Raw genomic sequence first — 22,795 nt, 5'->3', positions numbered from 1 at the left:
CCCTGATTTAGATTGAGGATGTTACAGCCCGAGCGACGCCTTATAGAGCGCAATCTGGCTGTCCCGGCCGATCTGGTCGGTGATCTTCTCCCAGGCCGCGGCAATGGCATCCGCGGTTTCCTGAGCCGAACCGTATTGACCGGCGTACCCCTTGGCCAACTCATCTTCGGCAACGGAATAGTATTGGAAGATGCCCGGAATACGGGGTTCAATCGCCGCATTCGGGTGGTTGTAGCTGTCGGCGTTCGAGGATAGGTAATCCTCCACGAAGGCACGGTCATAGCCCGCCTCTTCCCACTCGTCATATTGGAAGTGAGAGTTGCGATAGGGCTGGAACCCGGAGGGATAGGCCGAGGCCCAGAGCGACAGGTCCTTGCCACCCAGATGGGCCGCTGCTGACCAGGCAGCCTTCTTCTTTTTCTCGTCGCCGTCCACCGTGGCCATGACATAGATGCCCCAGCCGATGTAGGCGTTGTTGGGCGATACGTTGGGCGTTTCTTCCCAGGCACCGGTCTGCGAATTCCACACCTTCGCCGAGCCGGGGTTGATGTCGAACCCGACCACATCACCGACCACCGAAGTATCAGATGTGCGTGCCGAGGAGCCCACATCGCCCCACCAGTTCAGCATGCCGCCGGTACCCGCCAGGAACTGCTGGAAGGCGGTGGTGCCGGGGTCGGCGTTGATCTGATCGGCGGGGTAGGCATCGGCTGCGATCAGGTCCATCACATCCTGAATGGCCTGCACAAAGGCTGGGTTGTTCACACGCGGTTTCATCGTGTCGGGATCGAACAGCCACGCCGGATCATCCGGGTGCTTGGCATAGGGGGCTGCGCGGTTTTCGAGGAAATAGAAACCAAAGCCGCCCCAACCTTTGAGCGGATCAAGATAACCGTGGGCATCCAGTCCGGTCAGCGGATCGGTCTTGCCCACGAGGAATTTGGACTGCGCGTTGACCTCTTCCCAAGTGGTCGGCTGTGCCCAGGGCGTGGTGTTGCCCGCATCGGCCCAAGCCTGCGCGAATTCCTCGTTTTCGTAGTAGTCCTTACGATACGCAAACGTATGGGTGTCGCCGTCGATGGAGACGCGATAGGTCTTGCCGTCCCAAGTGCCCACCGGCGCCTTGAGGTAATCAACATAGTCATCCATGTCGATCTGATCTTTGACCCAATCGGGCATTTCGGAAGCCATGCCGCGCCCCAGCACGTCACCCTCAAAAGGTGCGCCCATCTCGATGATGTCAAAATCGACGGTGCCGGTGGCAATCGATTGCTGCAGCCGCGCGTTATAGTCGGCCTGTGCCAGATCGATCCAGTTGATCTTGGCCCCCGTGTAGGCCTCCCAGGGCTTCAGGAATCCGCGAAATAGGAAGTTGTGCAGGTTCTGGTTGTTGAGCCCCATGAAGGTCAGCTCAACCCCGGCAAACTCACCTTCCGCGACGTTCTCTTTGGTCGCGCCGAGGCACATCTCACCCACTTTTTGCCAATCGCTGTCGGTGGGCGAACCGGCGCCAACACCGGGGATTTTCAGGATTTCGGCGCGCACATTGCCGTGCCCGTCCGCATAAGCCGCAGCCTTGGGCATCATCGCAACGGCCCCCACCGCCGCGGTGCCTTTCAACATCTGGCGACGGTTTATTTTCTGCGCCGCTTTTATATAATTATAAAGGTCTACTTTCATTTCCATCCTCCCGGGACTTGGTGATACATTTCGTCCTTGGGGTGATGGCCGGGCGCAATTATGTCGGTGTGTTTTTGATTGTCGCGCCGCATGATCCCCCCCTTAGAGCCATCACTATGGTCGAGAATTACGTTAAGTCAACAAAGCTGTAAGCCGGGCGTGGACAAGGCAAATTCCTTTCTCTAGCATCGAAATTCGAACTCGGGGGGAGTGTTGCGAATGGCCGGCGTCAAAATTCAGGATATCCGAAAATCCTATGGGGCGACCGAAGTCATTCACGGTGTGAACGTCGATATTGCGGATGGTGAATTCGTTGCTCTGGTGGGGCCATCGGGGTGCGGGAAATCCACCTTGCTGCGGATGATTGCCGGGCTGGAGCCGATCAACGGCGGGACCATCGCCATTGGCGAGCGGGTGGTGAACAACCTGCCGCCCGCCCAGCGTGACATCGCGATGGTGTTCCAGACCTATGCGCTTTACCCGCATAAATCCGTGGCCGAAAACATGGGGTTTGCGCTGAAGGTCGCAAAGGCGGATCGCGCCGAAATCGCAAGACGTGTGCAGGAGGCGGCGGAGATCCTGAGCCTGACGGAATATCTCGACCGCAAACCCCGGCATCTGTCGGGCGGGCAGCGTCAGCGCGTTGCGATGGGGCGGGCCATCGTGCGCGACCCGCAGGTGTTTCTGTTTGACGAGCCGCTCTCGAACCTTGACGCCAAGCTGCGCATTCAGATGCGCACCGAGATCAAGGAATTGCACCAGCGTCTGAAAACCACCACGGTTTTTGTGACCCACGATCAGATCGAAGCCATGACGCTGGCAGATCGCATCGTGGTCATGCAGGCGGGCGTCATCGAGCAGATCGGCACCCCGCTGGAGCTATATGACAACCCGGCCAATGAATTTGTCGCCACCTTCATCGGGGCGCCCTCGATGAACCTGCTGAACGCTACGTTTGACGGCGCGTCGGTGGATTTGTCCGGCCACAAGGTGCCGCTCGCGGGGATCTCTCACAAGGGTGCGGTGCGCCTTGGCGTGCGCCCCGAACACCTCAATCTGGTGCAGGAGGGCGCGGGCATTCCGATGGAGGTGAAGGTGGTGGAACCCACCGGATCGGAGACCATGGTTTTCCTGCGGTTCGAGGGGCAGGACATCACCGCCGTCTTCCGCGAACGTCATGCTTTTGCGCCGGGCCAGGTTGTTCATCTGGCGCCCGATCCCGATCACCTGCATTGCTTTGACGCGACCACCGGCCAAAGGATTTGAGCCATGCGCGGCTTCGTCCAGTTTGCGACGTCGCTGCCAGGGGCCATGCTGCTGACCGGGTTTCTGATGGAACGTTTCGGCGTTCTGCAGGTCTTCGAACAGCTTGCGCTGCAATTTCAGAAAGTCAGCGCGGATTTCTGGGTGCTGGTCTTTTGGGTCGTACCGTTTCGCATCGATTATGACCCCAATATCCTGTCGACCTATACGCTGCTGATCGTGCCCGTGATCTTTGAAGCTTGTCGCGGCAAGCTGATTTATGAATACGCGGCCAAGGACTGGTACTACTACTTCGCGGGGCTTGCAGCCGTCGCACTGGTGGTCACCGGATATGAGGCTTGGGGGTTCTTTGCAGGGATCTATCAGGCCTTCGGGCTGATCCTTCTGACCGTGCTCACAATCTTTGTGCTCTACCTGCCGGTGAACCTCATCTGGCTGGCGTGCTTCGGTCTCATGGGCATGTTTGTGGTGAACCAGTTTCTCTCCTTCATCTTTGGCGTGATCCTGATCGTTTTCTGGTTTCTGGATGCCAGCCTGGCCGATGTGGTGCTGAACAGCGGACTGCCCGGATGGATCAAGGGGCCCATTGCCAACATGATCAACCTCTACAGTTGGAGCACGCTTGCCTCCTTCTTCTTCGCGCTCTTTACCTTGATGGTTCTGGCCGCCGCCCCCTTGACCAAAGCCCCCCTTTTCGTGGTGGCCTGGGTTGCGGTCTTTTTTGCCGCGAGCTGGTTTGACACCCATGTGCGCCCTGTGCTCAATGACTATCTGAACGGGCTGTCCTCGGCGCAAATCATCCGACCGGACGACGCACCCGTCACATGATTTGAAAGGACGCCACATGCTCAAAGGAATAGACCCGATCTTGAATGCGGATGTGCTTTATGCGCTGCGGGCGATGGGGCATGGCGACGATTTGATCATCGCAGACACCAACTTCCCATCCGACAGCGTGGCACGCGAGACGGTGCTGGGGGAGGTGCTGCGCATTGACCGTCCGGCGGCAGAGGTGGTGCGGGCGGTGCTGTCTGTCTATCCGGTCGATACCTTCGTCGATGACGCGGCGGCTCGGATGGAAGTGGTCGGCGAGCCGGACACCATCCTGCCGGTGATGGAGGAAGTGCAGGCCGAAGTCAGCGCAGTTGAGGGTCCCACGATGCTGGGCATCGAGCGGTTTGCTTTTTATGACCGCGCCAAACAGGCCTATGCCGTCATTCAGACCGGCGAGCGGCGGTTTTATGGCTGTTTTGCCCTACGCAAAGGCGTCGTGCCCCCGGATGCGGAGAGCTGATTGATGGGAAAGGTTGTCATTCTCGGCGTCTTCGTCGCAGATACCGCCTACCGCGCGGACCGCATGCCTCGCATGGGCGAAACGATCCTGGGCAATAGCTTTGCGCTGGGGCCCGGGGGCAAGGGATCCAATCAGGCGGTGGCCTGTGCGCGGATCGGCGCGGACACGCATATGATATCGAAACTGGGCCAGGATGATTTTGCCAAGCTGGCGCTCGACACCTGGGCGGGCGCGGGCGTTGTGCCGCATGTGGAACAGGTCAGCGACAGCTATACGGGCGCGGCCTATATCTTCATCGAAGAGAGCACAGGGGACAATGCGATCATCATCGCGCCGGGCGCGGCGGCGCTGATCAGTGCAGAGGATATCGATGCGCAGGCCGATCTGATCCGGTGGGCGGATGTTTTCGTAACCCAATTGGAGCAACCGATGGTCGCTGCCCTACGCGCCCTTGAAATTGCCAAGGCGGCAGGTGTCACAACGATTTTGAACCCGGCCCCGGCGGCCCCCTTGCCCGATGGGATGCTGGCGCTATGCGATTACGTCACGCCAAACGAGACCGAGTGCGAAGCCCTGACCGGGATCATGGTGGAGACCGAAGAGGATGCTGCCCGCGCCGCCAAAGCCTTGCGCGACCTTGGCGTTGCGAAACCCATCATCACGATGGGTGAAAAGGGGGCGTTTCTGGACGGGCACGGGTTGGTCCCGGCCATCAAGGCGGGCGCGGTGGTTGAAACAACCGGCGCCGGGGACGCCTTCAACGGCGGCTTTGCGGCGGCGCTGGCCGAAGGACAATCCGCACTCGACGCGGTCAGGATCGGATGTGCCACAGCCGGGATTTCGGTGACGCGCGCGGGCACGGCACCCTCGATGCCGGATCGGGCGGAGGTCGACGCGCTGCTCAAATCCTGATCGCGGCGCAGCTATCCCAGAAACAACAGGCGAATATAGGTGCGCAGATGCATGATCTGTGACGACACCGTGCGCGGCTCGCCCAGGGCGCGTTCCAGCACCAGCCCGCCTTCGACGACACTCGACACCATGTCGCCAAGCGCATCCATGTTCACCTCAACACGGAGCGGGTGAGCCTCGGCAATTTCTTCGAACATGCCGCGAAATCTTTTGCGCCAACCCAGAATGGCCTGGCGGTTCAACTCCCGGACGCCTGCATCAAACAGACGGTCCTGATAGGTGGTCGACGCGATCACACAGCCGGGGTGCCCGTTCGGCATATCATCCAGCAACTCCGCCAACAGTTTGAGACCGATCAGCATCGCGTGCAGTGGATCATCATGCAGCTGGCGCGCCCGGTCGAAAAGGTCGTTATAAAGCTTATCCTCGTTTTCGATGTAGCGTTCGATCATCGCGCGGGCGAGTTCGTTCTTGTCCTTGAAGTGGTAGAAAAATCCGCTCCGGGAAATCTCTGCCGCTGCTGCAATCTCCTCAATCGACGTGGCCTCAAACCCTTTCGCCAAGACAGCGCTTTCCGCGATGTCGAGGATGAGGGATTTTGTTTCCTGCTTTGCGCTCATGTCACCCTCCTAAGTGTACCGCGAGTCCAGTTGACATCGCTTATCCGGTGAAACCCATGATTCAGTTACGCTAACCGATTGTGTTTTATTCATAAAAAAATTCTGCCGCGATGCACCACGCGTTCACTGTCCATGATGCAACCCGCTCGGCTACATCAGTCGTATTGCAAAAAATGGAGTTTGAAAATGCGATTGGAAAAATTTGCAAACACGTCCCGGTTCTATCTGTCTGACGGCGGGTTGGAGACGTATATGATTTTTGAGAAAGGGTTCGACCTGCCGTGCTTCTCGGCGGCAAGCCTGCTCGACGATGCGCGGGGACGCGCGGAACTGACCGCCTACGCCAAGCGGTACATAACGCTGGCGCGCGAAACCGGGCGTGGTTTTGTGCTCGATACGCCCACATGGCGGGCGGGTGCGGCCTGGGCCGATGCGCTGGGGATGAGCCTTGATGAGGTCATCGCCCTCAATGCGCGCGCGGTTGATTTCATGCGGGTGATCCGGGACCGGCATGAAACCTCTCGCCTGCCGATCCTTCTAAACGGCGTCGTGGGGCCGGGGGGCGATGCCTATACCACCGAAACCCAGTTTCAGGCGGAAGACGCGCGGGAGCTGCACAGCACCCAGATAACTGCGCTGGCTGACGCGGGCGTGGATATGATCAGTGCGATGACCCTGACCCATGCGGGCGAGGCCGCAGGTATTGCCCTGGCAGCGCGCGACAATAGCGTGCCGGTCGTCATTTCCTTCACCCTGGAAACGGACGGACATCTGCCGTCCGGTCAGCCCTTGCCCGACGCCATTGCCGAAGTGGACGCGATCACACATGCGGGGCCGCTTTACTATATGATCAACTGCGCTCATCCGGATCATTTCCGCGATGCGATGGATGGCACAGCGGATTGGGCGGCGCGGATTGGCGGCGTGCGCGCCAATGCCTCCCGGATGAGCCACGCGGAGCTTGATGCCAGCGAGACCCTGGATGCGGGTGATCCCGAAGAATTGGGCGCGCTGAATGGTGAGCTGCTCAGCATTCTGCCCAACCTCAAAGTTATCGGGGGGTGCTGTGGCACAGATCACAGACACGTCGGCTGCATCGCTGCACAACACCGGAAAATGAGCGCGGCCTGAACGCGTTCAACGACTGTTTTTTTAAAAGGAAAGACCATGTTAAAGATCAACATTCTCACCGCAATTGCATTCATCGCCTACGCCAGCACGACCGTGGCGGGGGGTGACAAACCCTGTGTCGACAGACATGCGCCTGCTGGTCAGGCGCTGCAGGCCAATGATGCGGACATCGCGACGGTACGCGACAGCGCTGACTATTTCGAAGACTGAATGAGGCACATTTACGCACGCGGCCCCGGTCGGGTCGCGTGCGGTATTTAAGGAGTAAACCATGTTGGACAATCTGACCCAAACCCCGGAACCCGCGACCCAGGATGACGCGGCGCGTCTGGCCGAATTGATCGTCATCGCGGGCGACGGCCTGCCGCTCGTGGTGTGGGAGGGCATGCGCCAGGGGGATGAAAGCCTGATGGATATTGGCGCGGCGCGCGCGGCACGGGAGACAGGTGGGTTTTCCTTCCGCAATGCGGATGTCATCCGCGATGAGGGCGAGGTGATCTCGGCGCTTGTCTCCTATCCTCTGACCGAAAAGACATCCCAAACGGATCTGGCAACAGTGCCAGAGCTCTTCAAGCCTCTGGTAAAACTGGAAAATCTTGTGGTGCCGAGCTGGTATGTGAATGTTCTGGCGACGGTCAAGGCGGCGCGGCGCAGGGGGGCAGGCACGGCGCTTTTGAGTGCCGCCGAGACCAGGGCCCGTGCGCGCGGATACCAGCACCTGAGCCTGATCACGGGGGACATCAACCCCGCGCGATCCCTGTATGAAAGCTTCGGATTTCGAGTGGCGGCGCAGGAAAGCATCGTCAAAGAGGGATGGGACTATGCAGGTGAAAACTGGCTGCTCTACGTCAAGGACCTTAGAGCTGTCTGAGGCGCCATCCTTGCTTTCAGGGCGCCGTGGCGGTGCCCTGAAGGCATGGCGGTGCAGGATTACACTGGCTTTCGCGGCAGCTCTCCGATGGCATCGCGTGCAACCGATACCGCTTTGAGCACGGCAAAGACCTGGCGCCCCGGTGCCAGCGCCAGGGCCTGCGCGGACCGTCGGGTGACCCGCGCCAGAATAAGCGCATTGCCAAAGGACAGTTGAACCATCGCGCCGGGACCTGCGCCCAAACGCAGCTCCCGCACGGTCACCTCTAATATATTGAGCGCGGAAATCCCTTGCGGGCGTTCCGTCGCCAGCATCACGTCCTGCGCTTCGATCCAGACGCGCAGCGGCGTGCCGGGGGCTTGGCTTACCCGTGGCAACAAAAGCGATGCGCCCTCGGCCTCCAGCGTCGACAGACCATCGTTGTGATGCTCTTTGACGCGCGCCTCTACCATAGCGCCCGCGGAACGCACCCCAAGCGGGGTGACGGCGGGATCGCTCAGCACGTCCGCGGCGGGCCCCTGGCGCGTCACGCGCCCCCCGTCAAGCGCGACAATCGTTGTTGCGATCCGGGCAACCTCGGCCGCAGCGTGGCTGACATAGAGGATCGGCACCGATACCTCATCGCGCATGCGCTCGAAATAGGGCAGGATTTCCGCCTTGCGCTGCTCATCCAGCGCGGCCAGCGGTTCGTCTGCCAAAATCAGTTTCGGGCCGGCCAAAAGGGCGCGGCCAATAGCAACGCGCTGCTTCTCTCCGCCCGAGAGCGCGGCAGGTCTGCGGCGCAGCAGGTGCCCGATCCCCAACATCTCGACAATCCGGTCCATGTCCTCTCGCGGCGCAGATTTGGGGGCGAACCACTGACCATAGGCGAGGTTCTGGCGCACGCTGAGATGCGGAAAGAGCCGCGCGTCCTGAAAGATATAGCCCAGCCTGCGTTTGTGGGGAGGCGTCCATTGCCCTTCGGCGCTGTCAAAAAGCACCCAGTCTTGGGAGGCAATCCGGCCCTCTCGCGGTCTCAAGAGGCCCGCCACGGCGTCTACAATGGTTGATTTTCCGGCCCCGGATCGCCCGAAAAGCACGGTGATCCCGGCAGGGGCCTCAAACGCCACATCCACATCAAACCCGTCGAAGTCATGGGCAAAGGCAACGGAAAGCGTCATATGCCCCCCACCTTGGCAGCGGCGCGTCGGGCCAGCCATTCCGAGAGCAACAGCGCGCTCATCGCGACCACGACGGAGACAATGACCAGCCGCCAGGCGGAGGCTTCGCCGCCCGGCACCTGCAGGAAGGCATAGATCGCCGAAGGCACGGTCTGGGTTTGCCCGGGAATGTTGGATACAAAGGTGATGGTGGCGCCAAACTCACCCATGGCCTTGGCAAAGGCGAGGATCGCGCCGGCGATGATGCCGGGCAGGATCAGGGGCAGGGTGATCGTCAGGAACACCCACACGCGCGACGCCCCCAGCGTGCCCGCGGCCTGTTCCAGTTTCGGATCTACCGCTTCGATGGACAAGCGTATCGCGCGCACCATCAATGGAAAGGCCATGACGGCCGCCGCCAGCGCAGCGCCGGTCCAGCGAAAGGCAAAGACCACGCCAAAGCTTTCCAGAAAACCGCCGATGGGCCCTTGGGTGCCGAAGGTGGTGAGCAGCAGATAGCCGGTGACCACCGGCGGCAGGATCAGGGGCAGATGCACCAGACCGTTGACGATCTGTTTGCCGGGAAACTCGCGGCGTGCAAGCAGGTAGGCAACCCAGAGCCCGAGCGGCAAGCTCAGCAAGGTCGCCCAGAATGACACTTTGAGCGAGAGCGCAACCGCGCGCCATTCCTCAGGACCCAGCCAATCCGTCACGCGGGCGGCTCCAGAACCACGAACCCCTGGGTTTCGAAAGCGGAAATAGCGGCTTCGCTGCGCAGATGCTCAATAAACTGATCGGCCGGGGCAGACCCGCGGCCCGCCACAGCGGCAACCGGGTAGCGGATATCGGGGTGGCTCGCGGCGGGGAAGCTTGCAATCACGCTGACCCGTGGTTCGGCCTTTGCGTCCGTTGCGTAGACGATGCCAAAAGGCGCCTCGCCGGTGGCCACCAGCGCCAGCGCCGCGCGCGCATTATCCGTCTGCGCAATCTGTGCGGAGAGGACCTCCCAAACCCCGAGGTGTTCCAGGGCCGCCTTGCCGTAGATCCCGGCGGGCACGGCCTCGACCAGCGCCATGGCAATGCGATCTTGCTGAAGCCGCGGCATCAGGGCGGTCGCCTGCAGGTCAACCGGCGGTGATGTGTTGCCATGGGCGATCAGGACAAGCTGATTGCCCAGAAGGTCAAAGCGGCTGTCATTGTCGATGGCTTGCGCCTCTTGCAACCAGTCCATCCAATCCGCACTGGCAGAAATGAAGACATCCGCAGGCGCGCCCAGCGATATCTGCCGCGCGAGCACCGGCGTGCCCGCATAAGACATGGCAACTTCATGTCCGGTCTCACGTTCAAACCCTTGCGCCACCTCATCCAGCGCGGTTTTCAGGCTGGCGGCGGCAAAGACCGTGACATCCCCTGCCGATGCAGTGGTTGCAGCGACCCCTCCAAAGCCAACGATCATCGCCAGACTGATACCACGCAGCACGTCTGCCCAGCCCGGCACCACAGACGCGCCGTCTGTTTTCTGCTGGCGCAACCGCAGGCGGTGATCCCTCACCGTTGTGAACCCGAATTCGAAACTCATACCTGACACCCTCTTGCACGCGCCGCGATGTTTCAAGGCTTTGCCCGCTCAAGCCGTTGAAAAGGAGGTGCGATTTTCGCACAACCGGTTGTGACACAATCATTCTGTTTCGCAAGCGCGGGCCGGGGTAAACTCGTGACCTGAACCAAAGGAGGTGAGGATGCGGACATTGGACGATATTCTGGTAATCAGTGTCGGGCGCAAAGGGTCCGTCGAAGCCATATTTGACGGGTTTACGCCCGCAAAATCGGGCGCTGAACTGCAGGCCACGCCAGATGATCGCTGGCTGGCGGCGATGACGCGCGCGATCTTCAATGCTGGTTTCAACTGGAAGGTTGTCGATGCGATGTGGCCGGGGTTTGAGACGGCCTTCAAGGGGTTTGAGCCTGGCCCCTGCTCGATGATGGATGATGTGTGGTTTGACGCCTTGATCACTAACACGGATATCGTGCGCCACGGGCCGAAAATCCGGGCAGTGCAGGAAAATGCTGTGTTCGTCCGAGCAGAGGCGGAGGCTCACGGCAGTTTTGGCGCTTTCATCGGCAATTGGCCGGTTGAGGATTTCGCGGGTCTGCTCGCACATCTGAAAACCAATGGCACGCGGCTCGGGGGCACCACGGGGCAGTATTTTCTGCGGTTCATGGGGGTGGACGGGTATATCCTGTCGCGCGATGTGGTTGCCAGGTTGATTGCCGAGGGTGTGATCGACAAACCGCCCACGTCAAAAGGCGCGATGAAAGCGGTGCAGGCGGCGTTTACCGACTGGCATCAGACCTCCGGTCGATCTTTGAAGGAGATCAGCCGGATTTTAGCCACCAGCACGGGTTAGCCGCGTTCTGGTGTGAGGGACGTGGGTGCGACGTGCTGCAGGCGCGCGGCGCCCAGCGTGCTGAGGATCAAGAGCAGAGCGGCGGTACCAAGGCATAGGGGCAGCCCGCCGATCTGATAGCTTAGGCCAGAGAGCACCGTCCCCAGCAGGCGCCCCGCCGCGTTCGCCATATAGTAAAACCCCACATCCATCGTGACCCGCTCGCCCGAACTGAACGCCAGGATCAGATAGGAGTGCAGGGCTGAGTTGATGGCAAAGAGCCCGCCAAACACCAGCAACCCGGCGATGATGGTCAGCGTCAGCCACCCCGCAGGTTCAGGCGTGACATAGACCAGGGCGGCAAGCAGCGCGGGGATCGCAATCAGGCTCGCGCCCCAATGTCGGGCGCTTTTGATGATCTCCGCCTCGTCTCGCGCGCGCGCTTTGAGGAGCCGGGGGGCTGCGGCCTGCACCGCACCGTAGAGGATGATCCACAGCGCCATAAAACTGCCAATGGTGAAAAACGCCGCGCGGTTTCCGGCCTCTGACCCATCGAAGAGCACCGCGTAGAAATAGATCGGGATGCCGACCACGAACCAGACATCTCGGGCGGCAAAGAGGAACACCCGAGCAAAGCTCAGCCAGTTGACGTTGGCGTTCTTGGAGAATACTTCGCGGAACTTCGCGTCCTTGCGCCCAACGGGCAGGCCGCCGGGCATTTTTGCGACGATGGCCACAAGGATCAGCGCCAGGATGGCAGCCATGCCCAGCACAGCAGTTTTCAGCCCGACCAGCCCCAGCAGCACCGCACCGATCAGAAAGCCGAAGCCCTTGACCGCATTTTTCGATCCGGTCAGCAGCGCGACCCAGCGAAAGAGACCGCCTTGTTCAGCCGGGGCCAGGAGCTTCACGGCGGATTTGGCGCTCATCTTCGCAAGGTCTTTGGCCACGCCCGACGCGCCCTGCACGGCCATCACGAAGACCACAGAGGCGGCAACCGTCCACGACGGGTCCAACTGCGCCAGCGCCACCAAGGCCGCGACCTGCAAGGCCAACCCTGCATAAAGCGTCGAGGTCAGCCCAAAGCGCGCGGCAATCCATCCCGCACTCAGGTTGGTAACCACGCCCGCGACCTCATAAAGCACAAAGAGATAGGCCAGTTGCACCGGCGAAAAGCCCAGCGTGTGAAAGTGCAGCAGCACCAGCATACGCAGCGCCCCATCCGTGAGCATGAACGCCCAATAGGCCGCCGTGACGGCGACGTAAGCAGCCCCGGCGCGTTCCATGCTCACAAGGATCCGCCCACCATGAAGGCCACATCGACGAGCCGGTTGGCATAGCCCCATTCATTGTCATACCAGACGTAGACCTTGAGCTGGGTTCCATTCACGACCATGGTCGAGGGGGCATCGACGATGCCGGAACGCGGGTCGTTGGTGTAATCCGTGCTGACCAGTGGGCGGGTTTCATAACCCAGAATGCCCTTTAACGGGCCATTGGCGGCGGCTTCAAAGAGGCCGTTTACCGCCTCCACCGTGGTGGCGCGCTCAAGCTCAAACACGCAATCGGTCAGCGACGCATTGAGCAGCGGCACGCGCACCGCATGACCGTTCAACCGCCCCGTCAGTTCCGGGTAGATCAACGTGATTGCGGTGGCGCTGCCCGTGGTGGTCGGGATCAGCGAATTCAGGGCAGAGCGGGCCCGGCGCAGGTCCTTGGCGGGACGATCGACGATGGTTTGGGTATTGGTCACGTCATGGATCGTGGTGATTGAGCCGTGCTTGATGCCAAGGTTTTCGTGCACGACCTTGACCACGGACGCGATGCAATTGGTGGTGCAGCTGGCCGCGGTGACAATGTCATGCACGCTCGGGTCATAGATGTCATTGTTCACGCCGTAGACGATGTTTGCGGTGGGTCCGTCCTTCACAGGCGCGGAGACCACGACCTTTTTCACACCGGCGGTGAAATAGGGGGCGAGCGTCGCCTCGGTCTTGAAAACGCCGGTGCAGTCGATCACCACATCGACGCCCTCAAGCGGTAACCTGTCGAGTTCAGTCTCGTTGTGAACGGCAAGCCGGGTGCCATCCACGGTGATGCTGTTTGCATCCGCGCTGAAGGCCGCGGGCCAGCGCCCGTGGACCGTGTCAAACTCCAGCAGATGGGCATGCATGGCCGCATCGCCCACCGCATCGTTGATCCAGGCGATCTGCGCCCCGCGTTCAAGCAGGGGCCGCAGGGCAAGCTTGCCAATGCGGCCCAGTCCATTGAGGGCGTAAACGGTCATTAATGGGTTCCTTCCAGGTCAACCGCGCCGATCTCATCGACGGCGGCTTGCAGCGATATGCGATTATGTGTCTCGATGGGCAGGGAGGCGAAGGCCTTGATACGGTTGTTCAGCGCGCCATAGGTCTGCTGAAATGCAAGCCTGCGTTCAGCGAGGCTGCCCTCGGCCTTTACTGGATCGGGCAGACCCCAATGCCCGCTGATCGGCTGACCCTCCCAGGCGGGGCAGTCTTCGTTGGCGGCGCGATTGCAAACGGTAAACACAAAATCCATCTTTGGCGCCTCCGGGGTCTGAAATTCGGAGATATGCTTGGCGCGTAACAGGGATGTGTCATGCCCCTTGGACGCCAGCATTTCCACGGCGAGGGGGTTGAGTTCTGATCCTGGGTTTGTGCCTGCGGAATAGGCCTTGAACCGGGATCCTTCCAGGTCATGCAAGATCGCCTCTGCAAAGATGGATCGTGCGGAATTGCCGGTGCAGATAAAGAGAACGTTGTAGCTGGTGTCAGTCATCGTCAGCGCTCCTTTTGGGGGGGAAGAGGGGACAGGGGGACAAAGCTCGGGGCGACCGCGGCAGCATTCGTTGAAGAGGAAATCGATCAGCTCGCCCGCAGCCTGGGTCCGGGCGCGGTAGCGCAAGGAGGTGCCCAGCCGGTGTTGTGTGATGAGTTTCGCATCGCCCAGCGATGACAGGTAAACAGATGTTGTCGAGGGTTTTAGGGCAAGCGCCTCGGCGATTTCGCCGGCGGGCACCTCATCGGGGTAGCGGCGCATCAACAGGCGAAAGACTGCAAGCCGGTGCGGATGGCTGAGGGCAGAAAGGCGATCAAGGGATTCTATTTCCATATTTCATGAATATTAGAAATAAAGCAGAATTCAAGAGATTCGTACGAAAAAACGCGCCCGATGTCGGGCGCGTTACGGTCTATAGAAACAGGGGTCTTAGCGGACGACGTGCACGCTGCAGGTGGAATGGCGCACCACCCGGGCCGCATTGGGCCCCAGCAGATAGTCCTTGAAATCGGGCTTATGCGCCCCGATCACAATCAGCCCGCAGCCGGTTTCTGCGGCAACATGCAGAATTTCCTCATAGGCGTTTCCGGTGGCCACGATATGGCGCACCATCGCGTCCGCGTCCGCCCCAAGGCTTGCGGTGATTTCATCGCTCAGCAATTGTCGCGCTTCGGCAACGGCCTTTTCATGGTGATCCGCTTCGAAGTAGGTGCTGACAATGCTCTGCCCGAAATCCGGAACAACGGTCACAACGTCCAGAGAGGCGCCATCCAGATCGGCAAGGCGCTTCGCAATCTTGAGAACTTCAGCATCCCTGCCTTTGTGGCTGACATCGACGGCGCATAGAACGGGACGGCTCATGCGGTCACTCCTTCTGTTTCTTCTTTCCCGGCCCGACCGCGCTGCAGCAGGACAATAAGACCCAGCAGCAACAATGCGGGCAGGAACATCAGCTCCTTGGGCATCTGGTCCGCCGGGGCTTTGACCGCTTTGATGGTGACAAATTCCTCGCCGTAGAAGTCATAGCTCTGGAAGGTTTCCGCGAAGGGCGTGCCAAAGAGCGGCTCCTCCAGGGCGATCTGGTCCCCTTCCTCGAGGGTCAGCAGCCCGTAAGCTTCCATCCGCGTGCCTTCAGGTTCGTCCCCGATGGGCACCAGCAATGTGGTTTCCTTGATCTCGCCCGTGTCGAAGTCCGGACCGCTGACAACGACCCTGAATTCGCGGCCAACGGGCGCCGCCTCGACCCGTTCGGCAAAGGCCGCAGGGGCCACGTCCTGGAAGGGTGGCGAGATGCGGTCCATGAAGAAATCCGGACGGAACAGCATGAAGGCGATGAACACCAGCGCGACGCTTTCATAGATGCGGTTCTTGGTCAGGAAATAGCCCATGGTGCCGGCGGTAAAGACCAGAATGGCAATGGTGGCGGTGACGAACACCAAGATCCCCTGCGCCCATCCGACATCGATCAGCAACAGATCGGTGTTGAAGATGAAGACAAAGGGCAGAGCCACAGTCCGCAAGCTATAGAAGAAGGCCACGAAGCCGGTGCGGATTGCGTCCCCACCGGAAACCGCTGCCGCCGCGAAACTTGCCAGCCCCACGGGTGGCGTCACATCCGCCATAATCCCGAAGTAGAAGACGAAGAGGTGCACGGCGATGAGTGGCACGATCAGCCCGGATTGCGCGCCCAGTTCGACGACAACCCCCGCCATCAGCGAGGAGACCACGATGTAGTTCGCCGTGGTGGGCAGACCCATGCCGAGGATGAGGCTTAAAAGCCCCACCATGATCAGCATCAGAATCAGGTTGCCGCCAGACAGGAATTCCACCAGATCGGCCATGACCTGACCTACACCAGTCAGCGTCACGGTGCCCACGATCACACCGGCTGTGGCCGTGGCCAAGCCGATGCCGATCATGTTGCGCGCGCCGTCGATGAGGCCCTGCAGCAGGTCGGCCACGCCGTCCTTGAAGGCATTTGCCATCGCGCTTTCACCGCGGAACATCGCCTTGAGCGGTTTCTGAGTGAGCAGGATCACGAACAAGAGCGAGGTCGCCCAGAAGGCGGAGAGGCCGGGCGATTTCTGCTCGATCATCAGGAAGTAGACCAGCACGATGATCGGCAGCAGGAAGTAGAGACCGGCCTTGTAGATCTCGCCCACAACCGGCAATTCGATCTCTTCGGCGTTTGGATCATCGGGCTGCAGGTCCGGGACCTTTGCCGCAAAGAACAGCAAAAACACATAGGACAGGAAGACCAGCGCCGACAGCAGCAAGCCGGAGTTTGGCAGCAGCGAGGTGATCCATTTCACCGGGTATTGCACGCCGTAGCAAAGCGCCGCGAAGCCCACGAAGAAGGCCGCCATGCCGCCGATGGTTTTGCCCATCGACACCACACGGTTGCCCAGCGTAGGCATGTTGTTCTTCACCGCTTCCAGATGCACAATATAGACCAGCGCGATGTAGGAAATCGTCGCGGGCAGGAAGGCGTGGGTGATCACCTCGACGTAGGAGATGCCCACATATTCCACCATCAGGAAGGCCGCAGCGCCCATCACGGGGGGCATGATCTGGCCGTTCACGGAAGAGGCCACCTCGACCGCGCCGCCTTTTTCGGCGGAAAAGCCTACGCGCTTCATCAGCGGGATGGTGAAAGTGCCGGTGGTCACCACGTTGGCGATGGAGGAACCGGAAATCAGGCCGGTCGCGGCAGAGCCCACAACAGCGGCCTTGGCGGGCCCCCCCTTGAGGTGACCCAGCGCCCCGAATGCCATTTTGATGAAGTAATTCCCTGCCCCCGCCTTATCGAGCAGGGCGCCGAAAAGCACGAAGAGGAAGACGAATTTGGTCGACACGCCTAGGGCGATCCCGAAGACCCCCTCGGAGGTGATCCACATATGGCTCATGGCTTTTTGCAACGAGGCGCCTTTCCAGCGGATGACATCTGGCACCGCCGTGGACGAGCCAAAGAAGACATAGAGCAGGAAGATCGTGGCGATGATCGCCATGGCCGGGCCCAACGCGCGGCGCGCGCCCTCAAACAGGATGAGCAGACCGGCAAGCGCGAACCACTTATCCGTATGATCGGCGAGGCCGCCGGAATTCACGATCTTGTCGTAGAAGATATAGCCATACATCGCGATGAACGCGCCGCCGATAGCCAGCACCCAATCGTGGATGGGGATGTAATGACGCGGGCTCGATTTGAGCATCGGGTAGGCCATGAAGGCCAGGAATATCGAAAACGCCAGGTGGATCTGGCGCGAGTTGTTGATCACCGAACCGGGCAACAGCTGATTGGACAGGGGCGATGCCAGCATGACCTGAAACAGCGACCAGACAATGGCCACGATAGCCAGAAAGGTCCCCACCGCACCGGCGGGGTCACGGGCACCGGCATCCGACGAGGATACGAGCTCCTGAAGTTCTTCTTCGGTCAGCGCACGGCCGCCGCTGGACTTATCTGCCATTTGACTGTCTCCCTGGGATGCCGCTGTTTACGGCTTTTGTTCTGAGAATGGGCCCTCTTGGCGGGGCTTCAGAGGGCGGCTGTCCGCCCTCTGTGGGATCGTTGCGGTGGATTATTCAATCCAGCCTTTTTCCTTGTAGTACTTCGCTGCGCCTGGGTGCAGCGGCGCAGACAGACCCGCTGTCGCCATTTCCTCTGCTTTCAGGTTTGCGAATGCAGGGTGCAGTTTCTTGAAGTCTTCGAAGTTGTCAAAGACTGCAGCAACAACGGCATAAACGGCATCTTCGGAAACACTTGCCGATGTCACGAAGGTTGCGCCCACACCAAAGGTGGTGGTGTCCGCATCGGACCCGCGATACATGCCGCCCGGAATGGTTGCGGAGCGGTAGTAGGAGTTTTCACCGATCAGCGCCTCGATTTCCGCGCCGGAAACTTCAACAATCACGGAATCGCAGGCCGTTGTCGCTTCCTGAATGGAGCCGGAGGGGTGACCCACGGTGTAGACCATTGCATCGATCTGGTTGTCGCAAAGTGCTGCCGATTGTTCCGCCGCCTTCAATTCGGAGGCCAGTGCCAGATCGCCCGTCGACCACCCCATTTTGTCGAGCACAACTTCCATCGTGCCGCGTTGGCCGGAGCCGGGGTTGCCGATATTCACGCGTTTGCCCTTCAGATCGGCGAAGGTTTTGATGCCCGAATCCGCGCGTGCCACGACGGTGAAGGGTTCAGGGTGCACCGAGAAAACAGCGCGCAGGTCTTCGAACGCGCCCTGATCTTCGAACTTCGATGTGCCGTTATACGCATGGTACTGCCAGTCGGACTGCGCCACACCGAATTCCAGCTCGCCTTCGCGGATGGTGTTGATGTTGTAGACCGAACCCCCGGTTGATTCGACGGAACAGCGGATGCCATGCTCCTTGCGGCCCTTGTTCACCAGACGGCAGATGGCGCCACCTGTAGGGTAGTAAACCCCTGTAACACCGCCCGTACCGATGGTGATGAACTCTTCGGCCATGGCGGCAGGCGCTGCCATCATCGCCAGTGCCGCACCTGCGACCGTCATTTTTAATCCATTGAACATTGTTGTCTCCCTTATGTGGATTATTGGTTGTAGCTTAGCCGTCCAGAACTTGTTGTAAACGGCGGTTACACAGTTCGGCCTCTGCAGGACCTGTGCAAAAGACTTCGCCTTTGATTTGGGCAAGCATGCCCTTCAGCGTTTCCAGAAAGAAACGCGCGGCTGCGTAAAAGGAAAAGAAAAGCGGCGTTCTTGAGGGGGCGATCAAGCCTGCAGCGGCGCGGTTGAGCGCGGGGCCGTCTGCGATTGTCACACCAGAGCTGCGACTTGTGCGCGCCGGTTCAGGGTCGCGTGCGTGGAGGGCTGAAAAAGGTGTCGGTGATATCACAACGAATACCTCGGGGCACCCGGTAAGGCTTCGTTCTCAGGCATCCTGATATCAAGCGGCTGCGCCATGCACGCTCCCCAGCCACAATGAGTCCCATGGCGAGGACTCATTTGTTTCAGTGCATTGTCAACGCAGGCCCCGTATGTTTCACAAAAGGCAGCTAAACTAGGGAGGTTTCGAATGTCACATGTATTCGCCCGTCACTCTAAGGCCAATCTTCGACGCGCGTCTATAGGTAAAGGCGCGTACCTCTATGATGCTGATGGTAAAGAATATTTTGATGGATCAGGTGGGGCGGCGGTGTCTTGCCTCGGCCACGGCGATGCGGATGTCATTGCCGCCATTCAGGAACAGGTCGCACAACTGGCCTATGCGCATACGAGCTTTTTTACCTCCGACCCCGCCGAAGAGCTTGCCGACCGTCTGGTCGCTGCAGCCCCCGGTGATCTGGATAAGGTCTACTTCGTCTCCGGTGGTTCTGAAGCCGTCGAAGCCGCGCTGAAACTGGCGCGACAGTATTTTGTGGAAATCGGGCAACCCGCCCGGCGTCACTTCATCGCCCGGCGGCAGAGCTATCACGGCAATACGCTTGGCGCGCTGGCAACCGGTGGCAACGTCTGGCGCAAACAGGCCTTTGCGCCGATCATGGTGGACACCGCGCTGATCTCGCCCTGTTATGCCTATCGCGGTCAGCAGGAAGGAGAGAGTGCCTTTGATTACGGTCAGCGAGTCGCCAATGAGCTGGAGGCGGAACTGCAGCGCCTTGGGCCTGAGACGGTCATCGGTTTTGTCGCCGAACCCGTCGTTGGGGCGACGCTTGGGGCCGTCCCTCCGGTGGAGGGCTATTTCAAACGCGTCCGCGAGATTTGCGATCAATACGGCATTTTGCTGATCCTTGACGAGGTCATGTGTGGCATGGGTCGGACCGGCAGCCTCTTTGCCCATGAGCAGGAGGGGATCACGGCCGATATCGTGACCATCGCCAAGGGCCTCGGGGCCGGGTATCAGCCCATCGGCGCGATGATGTGTACCGCGCAAATCCATCAGGCCATCGCGGATGGATCCGGTTTCTTTCAACATGGCCACACCTACATCGGCCACCCGACCGCCTGTGCGGCGGGCAATGCGGTTCTGAAAAAACTGACCGGCGGGTTGGTGGATCGTTCTGCGGAGATGGGGGCGAAATTGCATGATGCATTGCAGGGCGCGTTTGGTCAGCACCCACATATCGGTGACATTCGCGGGCGTGGCCTGTTTCAGGGGCTGGAGATTGTCGAGGATCGGGCCAGCAAACGCCCCTTTGCCCCGGAAAAAGGGATCAACAAAAAGATCAAGCAGGTCGCGATGGAAAACGGCTTGGCCTGCTATCCGATGGGGGGCACCGTGGACGGGCAGAACGGCGACCATGTGCTGCTGGCACCGCCCTTTATCATGGAAGACTGCCACGTGGATGAAATCGTGTCGAAGTTGAAAAAGACTTTTGATACAGTGCTTTAAGGTGCTCAGTCGAGTTTGAAGCCGATCTCGCGGATGAAATCGGCGAAATCCGTACGTTGCGGGGACGCATACATTTTCGCCTTGGCTGCAGACCAGCCCGAACCATCGGCGCCTGCAAGCCGCCGCGTGTCGTAAGCCGACACTTCCTCTTTGGTGATATCAACGAACTGGTTGTGGTGTACTGTTTTTGCCAACGGCAAGCGCGCGCTGATCTCTGGCGTTTGAAGGGGGTGTCCCACCGCCATTCCCGCAACAGGGAAGACATGATCCGGCAGATTGAGCAGGCCTCTTACCTCTTTGAGGTGATTGCGGATGGTGCTGATCGGACAGCACCCCAGACCTGCCGCCTCTGCCGCAACCATGAAGAATGCAAGCGCGATGCCCGCGTCCACGCTGGCGTTGAAGAAGGCGTCCAAATGATCGTTGGGAAAGGGCTGCGCGTGCCAGGCCTGCAGCTGTCGCTGGCGACGGTTGTTCGCCAGAAAGACAGCCATTGCGGGCACATCGGCAATCCATTCCTGCGCGTCGAGCAGGGATTTGAGGTCCCGCAACAGCCCAGGATCGGTCACGATCAGGATATCGCGTTGTTGTAGATCGCTCTTGGACGGGGCGCAGAGTGCCGCGGCGCAAAGTGTTTCCAATATGGCCGGATCGATTTGATCGGGTGTGAAATGGCGGCAGGACCCGCGCGCGGCCAGGCGGGTGATCTCCGGGTTTGTTGCCAGAATTTCCGGTAGGTCCGGGGCTTCTCCGAAACGCTGTTGGAACAGGCTTCTGAGCGGAGCGTCAGCCATGCAGAAGTGATCCTTTATTGTAAGTATTTCTTACAAAAAACATAAGAACATATTCCTTCTCGTTAGCATTTCTGGCGGTTATATCATAATCGCAATGTGAACAGTCACAAGTCAGGAACGCGTGGTGGATGCAGATACAGCCCCTTTGGAAGTCTCCGTTTGGCGCGGCGACGCAGAGGGTGGCAGTTTTCAGCAGTTTGAGGTGCCTGCGCTTGAAAATCAGACCATTCTCGATGTGGTGTCGTGGATCCAACAATACGCAGATGCGACCCTGACCTACCGTTTTGCCTGCCGTGTCGGCATGTGCGGCTCCTGCGCGATGATGGTGAACGGGCAACCGCGCTGGACCTGCCGCACCCATGTCAAAAAGGTGTTGAGGGACCGTCACGTTGAAATTGCGCCGCTGCGAAACCTGCCTGTGATCAAGGACTTGGCGGCGGATATGGATCCATTTTTTGACAAGTGGATCGCTGCGGGCGGTGCCCATAGGCCAAGCGCCAGTCGTGACGATCCGATCCCGGGCATTGACCCCGCAGACGGCGCGCGGGTTGAGGCCAGCGCCGGTATCGAATGCATCAACTGCTCCATTTGCTATGCGGCCTGCGACACGGTGGCGGGCAATCCCGATTACCTCGGACCCGCGGCGCTGCAGCGGGCGTGGACCCTGTTGAAGGACGCCAAACACGAGGGCCGGAGCGCCATCCTAGATGCGGTGTCCGGAACGGGCGGGTGCCACAATTGCCATTCCATGGGCAGCTGTACGGTGTTTTGCCCCAATGACCTTGATCCCATGTCCGCCATCGCCGGTCTCAAACGCGAAACCACCAGGTCGTTTTTCGGGAGGCGCAAGTAGCTGATGCTTGATCTCAGGCTCTATATGCTGCAACGCCTCTCCGCGCTGATCATGGTGCCGCTGACGCTCGGCCATATCGCGGTGATGATCTACGCGGTGCAGGGTGGGCTGACGGCGGAGGAAATTTTAGGCCGGACGCAGGGGTCCCTTTTTTGGTTCCTGTTCTACGGTTCCTTTGTCCTTGCGGTCTCGCTGCATGCGGCCATCGGGCTGCGGGTGATCGTGTATGAAACCTTCGGGCTGAGGGGCACGACGTTGGTTGGTTTGACCTGGAGCATTGGTCTGCTGTTGCTGGGCCTGGGCACACAGGCGCTGGTCGCTGTGACATGGCCGGGGGGCGTATGAGACCCGCGCGCGCGCATCCCCTATGGCTGGCCTTTGTGCTGCACCGGGTGTCCGGGCTGGCGCTTGCACTCTTTCTGCCGCTGCATTTCTGGGTGCTGTCCTGGGCGCTGACGCAACCGCAAAAGCTGAACCAGTTTCTGAGCTTTGCCGAGCAACCTATTGTTAAAATAGCAGAGTTTGGGTTGATCTTTCTGCTCGCCGTGCATGTATTTGGCGGGCTGCGGCTGATGGCGATGGAATGGTTGCCGTGGTCTGCGCCGCAAAAGACACTGGCAGCGGGCGCTATCGGGGTCGCTGTGCTGATCTCCGGCACCTTCTTTTTGCAGGTGGTGTGA

24 protein-coding genes are annotated in these 22,795 nt (G+C 60.0%); 12 read left to right on the top strand and 12 right to left on the bottom strand.

Annotation, left to right across the window (positions count from 1 at the left end; all coding sequences use genetic code 11):
* Nucleotides 1–21 precede the first annotated feature (21 nt).
* Nucleotides 22–1,680: a substrate-binding domain-containing protein gene (locus tag Q1A63_RS10475; protein ID WP_298970653.1), complete on the bottom strand. Its 1,659-nt coding sequence runs from the start codon at nt 1,678–1,680 to the stop codon at nt 22–24.
* A 219-nt stretch (nt 1,681–1,899) separates the two neighbouring features.
* On the opposite strand from Q1A63_RS10475, the gene ugpC reads away from it, so the two are divergent.
* The 4 genes from ugpC to rbsK are packed head-to-tail and all read left to right on the top strand — an operon-like array spanning nt 1,900 to nt 5,149.
* Nucleotides 1,900–2,946 carry a sn-glycerol-3-phosphate ABC transporter ATP-binding protein UgpC gene (gene ugpC / locus Q1A63_RS10470; protein WP_298970655.1) on the top strand — a complete coding sequence of 349 codons (1,047 nt, stop codon included), beginning with the start codon at nt 1,900–1,902 and terminating at the stop codon, nt 2,944–2,946.
* 3 nt (nt 2,947–2,949) lie between these two features.
* A complete protein-coding gene (locus Q1A63_RS10465) occupies nt 2,950–3,771 on the top strand; it encodes a hypothetical protein (protein WP_298970656.1) in 822 nt (273 codons plus the stop codon).
* 16 nt (nt 3,772–3,787) lie between these two features.
* Nucleotides 3,788–4,237: an RbsD/FucU domain-containing protein gene (locus tag Q1A63_RS10460; protein ID WP_298970658.1), complete on the top strand. Its 450-nt coding sequence runs from the start codon at nt 3,788–3,790 to the stop codon at nt 4,235–4,237.
* Between the two features lie 3 nt (nt 4,238–4,240).
* The gene (gene rbsK / locus Q1A63_RS10455) at nt 4,241–5,149 is read left to right on the top strand and encodes a ribokinase (RefSeq protein ID WP_299405656.1); all 909 of its coding nucleotides are present in this window, start codon (nt 4,241–4,243) and stop codon (nt 5,147–5,149) included.
* Nucleotides 5,150–5,160: 11 nt separating this feature from the next.
* On the opposite strand, the gene Q1A63_RS10450 is transcribed toward rbsK, so the two are convergent.
* Nucleotides 5,161–5,769: a TetR/AcrR family transcriptional regulator gene (locus tag Q1A63_RS10450; RefSeq protein ID WP_298970662.1), complete on the bottom strand. Its 609-nt coding sequence runs from the start codon at nt 5,767–5,769 to the stop codon at nt 5,161–5,163.
* Between the two features lie 186 nt (nt 5,770–5,955).
* Here Q1A63_RS10450 and Q1A63_RS10445 point away from each other — a divergent pair, with 186 nt between their 5' ends.
* From Q1A63_RS10445 to Q1A63_RS10435, 3 genes are all read left to right on the top strand, one after another.
* Nucleotides 5,956–6,900 carry a homocysteine S-methyltransferase family protein gene (locus tag Q1A63_RS10445; protein WP_299631460.1) on the top strand — a complete coding sequence of 315 codons (945 nt, stop codon included), beginning with the start codon at nt 5,956–5,958 and terminating at the stop codon, nt 6,898–6,900.
* Nucleotides 6,901–6,936: 36 nt separating this feature from the next.
* Entirely contained in the window at nt 6,937–7,110 is a 174-nt protein-coding gene (locus Q1A63_RS10440; RefSeq protein WP_298970666.1) for a hypothetical protein, read from the top strand.
* Between the two features lie 61 nt (nt 7,111–7,171).
* Nucleotides 7,172–7,771 (top strand): GNAT family N-acetyltransferase, encoded by a 600-nt coding sequence (locus Q1A63_RS10435; protein WP_298970668.1) that lies wholly within the window; start codon nt 7,172–7,174, stop codon nt 7,769–7,771.
* A 59-nt stretch (nt 7,772–7,830) separates the two neighbouring features.
* Here Q1A63_RS10435 and modC read toward each other — a convergent pair whose 3' ends face one another.
* From modC to modA, 3 genes are read right to left on the bottom strand one after another with little or no spacing between them, the layout of a single operon-like run.
* The gene (modC, locus tag Q1A63_RS10430; RefSeq protein ID WP_298970670.1) at nt 7,831–8,931 is read right to left on the bottom strand and encodes a molybdenum ABC transporter ATP-binding protein; all 1,101 of its coding nucleotides are present in this window, start codon (nt 8,929–8,931) and stop codon (nt 7,831–7,833) included.
* Nucleotides 8,928–9,623: a molybdate ABC transporter permease subunit gene (gene modB / locus Q1A63_RS10425; protein WP_298970672.1), complete on the bottom strand. Its 696-nt coding sequence runs from the start codon at nt 9,621–9,623 to the stop codon at nt 8,928–8,930. The genes modC and modB overlap by 4 nt, the downstream gene beginning before the upstream one ends.
* Nucleotides 9,620–10,489 (bottom strand): molybdate ABC transporter substrate-binding protein, encoded by an 870-nt coding sequence (modA, locus tag Q1A63_RS10420; protein ID WP_366524322.1) that lies wholly within the window; start codon nt 10,487–10,489, stop codon nt 9,620–9,622. Before modA ends, modB begins: the two co-directional genes overlap by 4 nt.
* Nucleotides 10,490–10,649: 160 nt before the next feature.
* Here modA and Q1A63_RS10415 point away from each other — a divergent pair, with 160 nt between their 5' ends.
* Nucleotides 10,650–11,318 carry a DNA-3-methyladenine glycosylase I gene (locus Q1A63_RS10415; protein WP_298970674.1) on the top strand — a complete coding sequence of 223 codons (669 nt, stop codon included), beginning with the start codon at nt 10,650–10,652 and terminating at the stop codon, nt 11,316–11,318.
* Here Q1A63_RS10415 and arsJ read toward each other — a convergent pair.
* The 6 genes from arsJ to Q1A63_RS10385 all read right to left on the bottom strand — a co-directional run bounded on the left by arsJ (nt 11,315) and on the right by Q1A63_RS10385 (nt 18,646).
* The gene (gene arsJ / locus Q1A63_RS10410) at nt 11,315–12,583 is read right to left on the bottom strand and encodes an organoarsenical effux MFS transporter ArsJ (protein ID WP_299631549.1); all 1,269 of its coding nucleotides are present in this window, start codon (nt 12,581–12,583) and stop codon (nt 11,315–11,317) included. The genes Q1A63_RS10415 and arsJ overlap by 4 nt on opposite strands.
* A 2-nt stretch (nt 12,584–12,585) precedes the next feature.
* Nucleotides 12,586–13,584: an ArsJ-associated glyceraldehyde-3-phosphate dehydrogenase gene (locus Q1A63_RS10405; protein WP_298970675.1), complete on the bottom strand. Its 999-nt coding sequence runs from the start codon at nt 13,582–13,584 to the stop codon at nt 12,586–12,588.
* The gene (locus Q1A63_RS10400; protein ID WP_298970676.1) at nt 13,584–14,429 is read right to left on the bottom strand and encodes a helix-turn-helix domain-containing protein; all 846 of its coding nucleotides are present in this window, start codon (nt 14,427–14,429) and stop codon (nt 13,584–13,586) included. Before Q1A63_RS10400 ends, Q1A63_RS10405 begins: the two co-directional genes overlap by 1 nt.
* A 96-nt stretch (nt 14,430–14,525) precedes the next feature.
* Nucleotides 14,526–14,957 (bottom strand): universal stress protein, encoded by a 432-nt coding sequence (locus tag Q1A63_RS10395; RefSeq protein ID WP_298970678.1) that lies wholly within the window; start codon nt 14,955–14,957, stop codon nt 14,526–14,528.
* Entirely contained in the window at nt 14,954–17,566 is a 2,613-nt protein-coding gene (locus Q1A63_RS10390; protein WP_298970679.1) for a TRAP transporter permease, read from the bottom strand. The genes Q1A63_RS10395 and Q1A63_RS10390 overlap by 4 nt, the downstream gene beginning before the upstream one ends.
* Nucleotides 17,567–17,677: 111 nt before the next feature.
* Entirely contained in the window at nt 17,678–18,646 is a 969-nt protein-coding gene (locus tag Q1A63_RS10385; protein ID WP_298970681.1) for a TAXI family TRAP transporter solute-binding subunit, read from the bottom strand.
* A gap of 505 nt (nt 18,647–19,151) precedes the next feature.
* Between Q1A63_RS10385 and Q1A63_RS10380 the strand changes: the two genes are divergently transcribed.
* Nucleotides 19,152–20,468 carry an aspartate aminotransferase family protein gene (locus Q1A63_RS10380; RefSeq protein WP_298970683.1) on the top strand — a complete coding sequence of 439 codons (1,317 nt, stop codon included), beginning with the start codon at nt 19,152–19,154 and terminating at the stop codon, nt 20,466–20,468.
* Nucleotides 20,469–20,473: 5 nt separating this feature from the next.
* Here Q1A63_RS10380 and Q1A63_RS10375 read toward each other — a convergent pair whose 3' ends face one another.
* Nucleotides 20,474–21,262: a nitroreductase family protein gene (locus Q1A63_RS10375; RefSeq protein ID WP_298970685.1), complete on the bottom strand. Its 789-nt coding sequence runs from the start codon at nt 21,260–21,262 to the stop codon at nt 20,474–20,476.
* A 124-nt stretch (nt 21,263–21,386) separates the two neighbouring features.
* Here Q1A63_RS10375 and Q1A63_RS10370 point away from each other — a divergent pair, with 124 nt between their 5' ends.
* The 3 genes from Q1A63_RS10370 to sdhC are packed head-to-tail and all read left to right on the top strand — an operon-like array spanning nt 21,387 to nt 22,795.
* Complete coding sequence (locus tag Q1A63_RS10370; RefSeq protein WP_299631454.1) at nt 21,387–22,115, top strand: 2Fe-2S iron-sulfur cluster-binding protein; 729 nt, start codon at nt 21,387–21,389, stop codon at nt 22,113–22,115.
* A 3-nt stretch (nt 22,116–22,118) separates the two neighbouring features.
* The gene (locus Q1A63_RS10365) at nt 22,119–22,460 is read left to right on the top strand and encodes a succinate dehydrogenase (protein ID WP_298970688.1); all 342 of its coding nucleotides are present in this window, start codon (nt 22,119–22,121) and stop codon (nt 22,458–22,460) included.
* Complete coding sequence (gene sdhC, locus Q1A63_RS10360) at nt 22,457–22,795, top strand: succinate dehydrogenase, cytochrome b556 subunit (protein ID WP_298970689.1); 339 nt, start codon at nt 22,457–22,459, stop codon at nt 22,793–22,795. The genes Q1A63_RS10365 and sdhC overlap by 4 nt, the downstream gene beginning before the upstream one ends.

This window comes from uncultured Roseobacter sp. (genome assembly GCF_947499265.1).
In the GTDB taxonomy this organism is placed as follows: Bacteria; Pseudomonadota; Alphaproteobacteria; order Rhodobacterales; family Rhodobacteraceae; genus Roseobacter.
Note: the sequence above shows the minus strand (reverse complement) of the source record. Positions and strands in the feature narration are given on the sequence as shown.

Excerpts from the sequence above, each read along its gene's own strand:
- rbsK (WP_299405656.1), top strand. The coding sequence starts at position 4,241 with ATGGGAAAGGTTGTCATTCTCGGCGTCTTCGTCGCAGATACCGCCTAC.
- Q1A63_RS10400 (WP_298970676.1), bottom strand. The coding sequence starts at position 14,429 with ATGGAAATAGAATCCCTTGATCGCCTTTCTGCCCTCAGCCATCCGCAC.
- Q1A63_RS10380 (WP_298970683.1), top strand. The coding sequence starts at position 19,152 with ATGTCACATGTATTCGCCCGTCACTCTAAGGCCAATCTTCGACGCGCG.
- Q1A63_RS10460 (WP_298970658.1), top strand. The coding sequence starts at position 3,788 with ATGCTCAAAGGAATAGACCCGATCTTGAATGCGGATGTGCTTTATGCG.
- Q1A63_RS10365 (WP_298970688.1), top strand. The coding sequence starts at position 22,119 with ATGCTTGATCTCAGGCTCTATATGCTGCAACGCCTCTCCGCGCTGATC.
- Q1A63_RS10405 (WP_298970675.1), bottom strand. The coding sequence starts at position 13,584 with ATGACCGTTTACGCCCTCAATGGACTGGGCCGCATTGGCAAGCTTGCC.
- Q1A63_RS10385 (WP_298970681.1), bottom strand. The coding sequence starts at position 18,646 with ATGTTCAATGGATTAAAAATGACGGTCGCAGGTGCGGCACTGGCGATG.
- Q1A63_RS10450 (WP_298970662.1), bottom strand. The coding sequence starts at position 5,769 with ATGAGCGCAAAGCAGGAAACAAAATCCCTCATCCTCGACATCGCGGAA.
- Q1A63_RS10415 (WP_298970674.1), top strand. The coding sequence starts at position 10,650 with ATGCGGACATTGGACGATATTCTGGTAATCAGTGTCGGGCGCAAAGGG.
- modC (WP_298970670.1), bottom strand. The coding sequence starts at position 8,931 with ATGACGCTTTCCGTTGCCTTTGCCCATGACTTCGACGGGTTTGATGTG.
- Q1A63_RS10390 (WP_298970679.1), bottom strand. The coding sequence starts at position 17,566 with ATGGCAGATAAGTCCAGCGGCGGCCGTGCGCTGACCGAAGAAGAACTT.
- Q1A63_RS10395 (WP_298970678.1), bottom strand. The coding sequence starts at position 14,957 with ATGAGCCGTCCCGTTCTATGCGCCGTCGATGTCAGCCACAAAGGCAGG.
- Q1A63_RS10465 (WP_298970656.1), top strand. The coding sequence starts at position 2,950 with ATGCGCGGCTTCGTCCAGTTTGCGACGTCGCTGCCAGGGGCCATGCTG.
- Q1A63_RS10435 (WP_298970668.1), top strand. The coding sequence starts at position 7,172 with ATGTTGGACAATCTGACCCAAACCCCGGAACCCGCGACCCAGGATGAC.
- Q1A63_RS10475 (WP_298970653.1), bottom strand. The coding sequence starts at position 1,680 with ATGAAAGTAGACCTTTATAATTATATAAAAGCGGCGCAGAAAATAAAC.
- Q1A63_RS10440 (WP_298970666.1), top strand. The coding sequence starts at position 6,937 with ATGTTAAAGATCAACATTCTCACCGCAATTGCATTCATCGCCTACGCC.
- Q1A63_RS10375 (WP_298970685.1), bottom strand. The coding sequence starts at position 21,262 with ATGGCTGACGCTCCGCTCAGAAGCCTGTTCCAACAGCGTTTCGGAGAA.
- Q1A63_RS10445 (WP_299631460.1), top strand. The coding sequence starts at position 5,956 with ATGCGATTGGAAAAATTTGCAAACACGTCCCGGTTCTATCTGTCTGAC.
- sdhC (WP_298970689.1), top strand. The coding sequence starts at position 22,457 with ATGAGACCCGCGCGCGCGCATCCCCTATGGCTGGCCTTTGTGCTGCAC.
- arsJ (WP_299631549.1), bottom strand. The coding sequence starts at position 12,583 with ATGGAACGCGCCGGGGCTGCTTACGTCGCCGTCACGGCGGCCTATTGG.
- modA (WP_366524322.1), bottom strand. The coding sequence starts at position 10,489 with ATGAGTTTCGAATTCGGGTTCACAACGGTGAGGGATCACCGCCTGCGG.
- ugpC (WP_298970655.1), top strand. The coding sequence starts at position 1,900 with ATGGCCGGCGTCAAAATTCAGGATATCCGAAAATCCTATGGGGCGACC.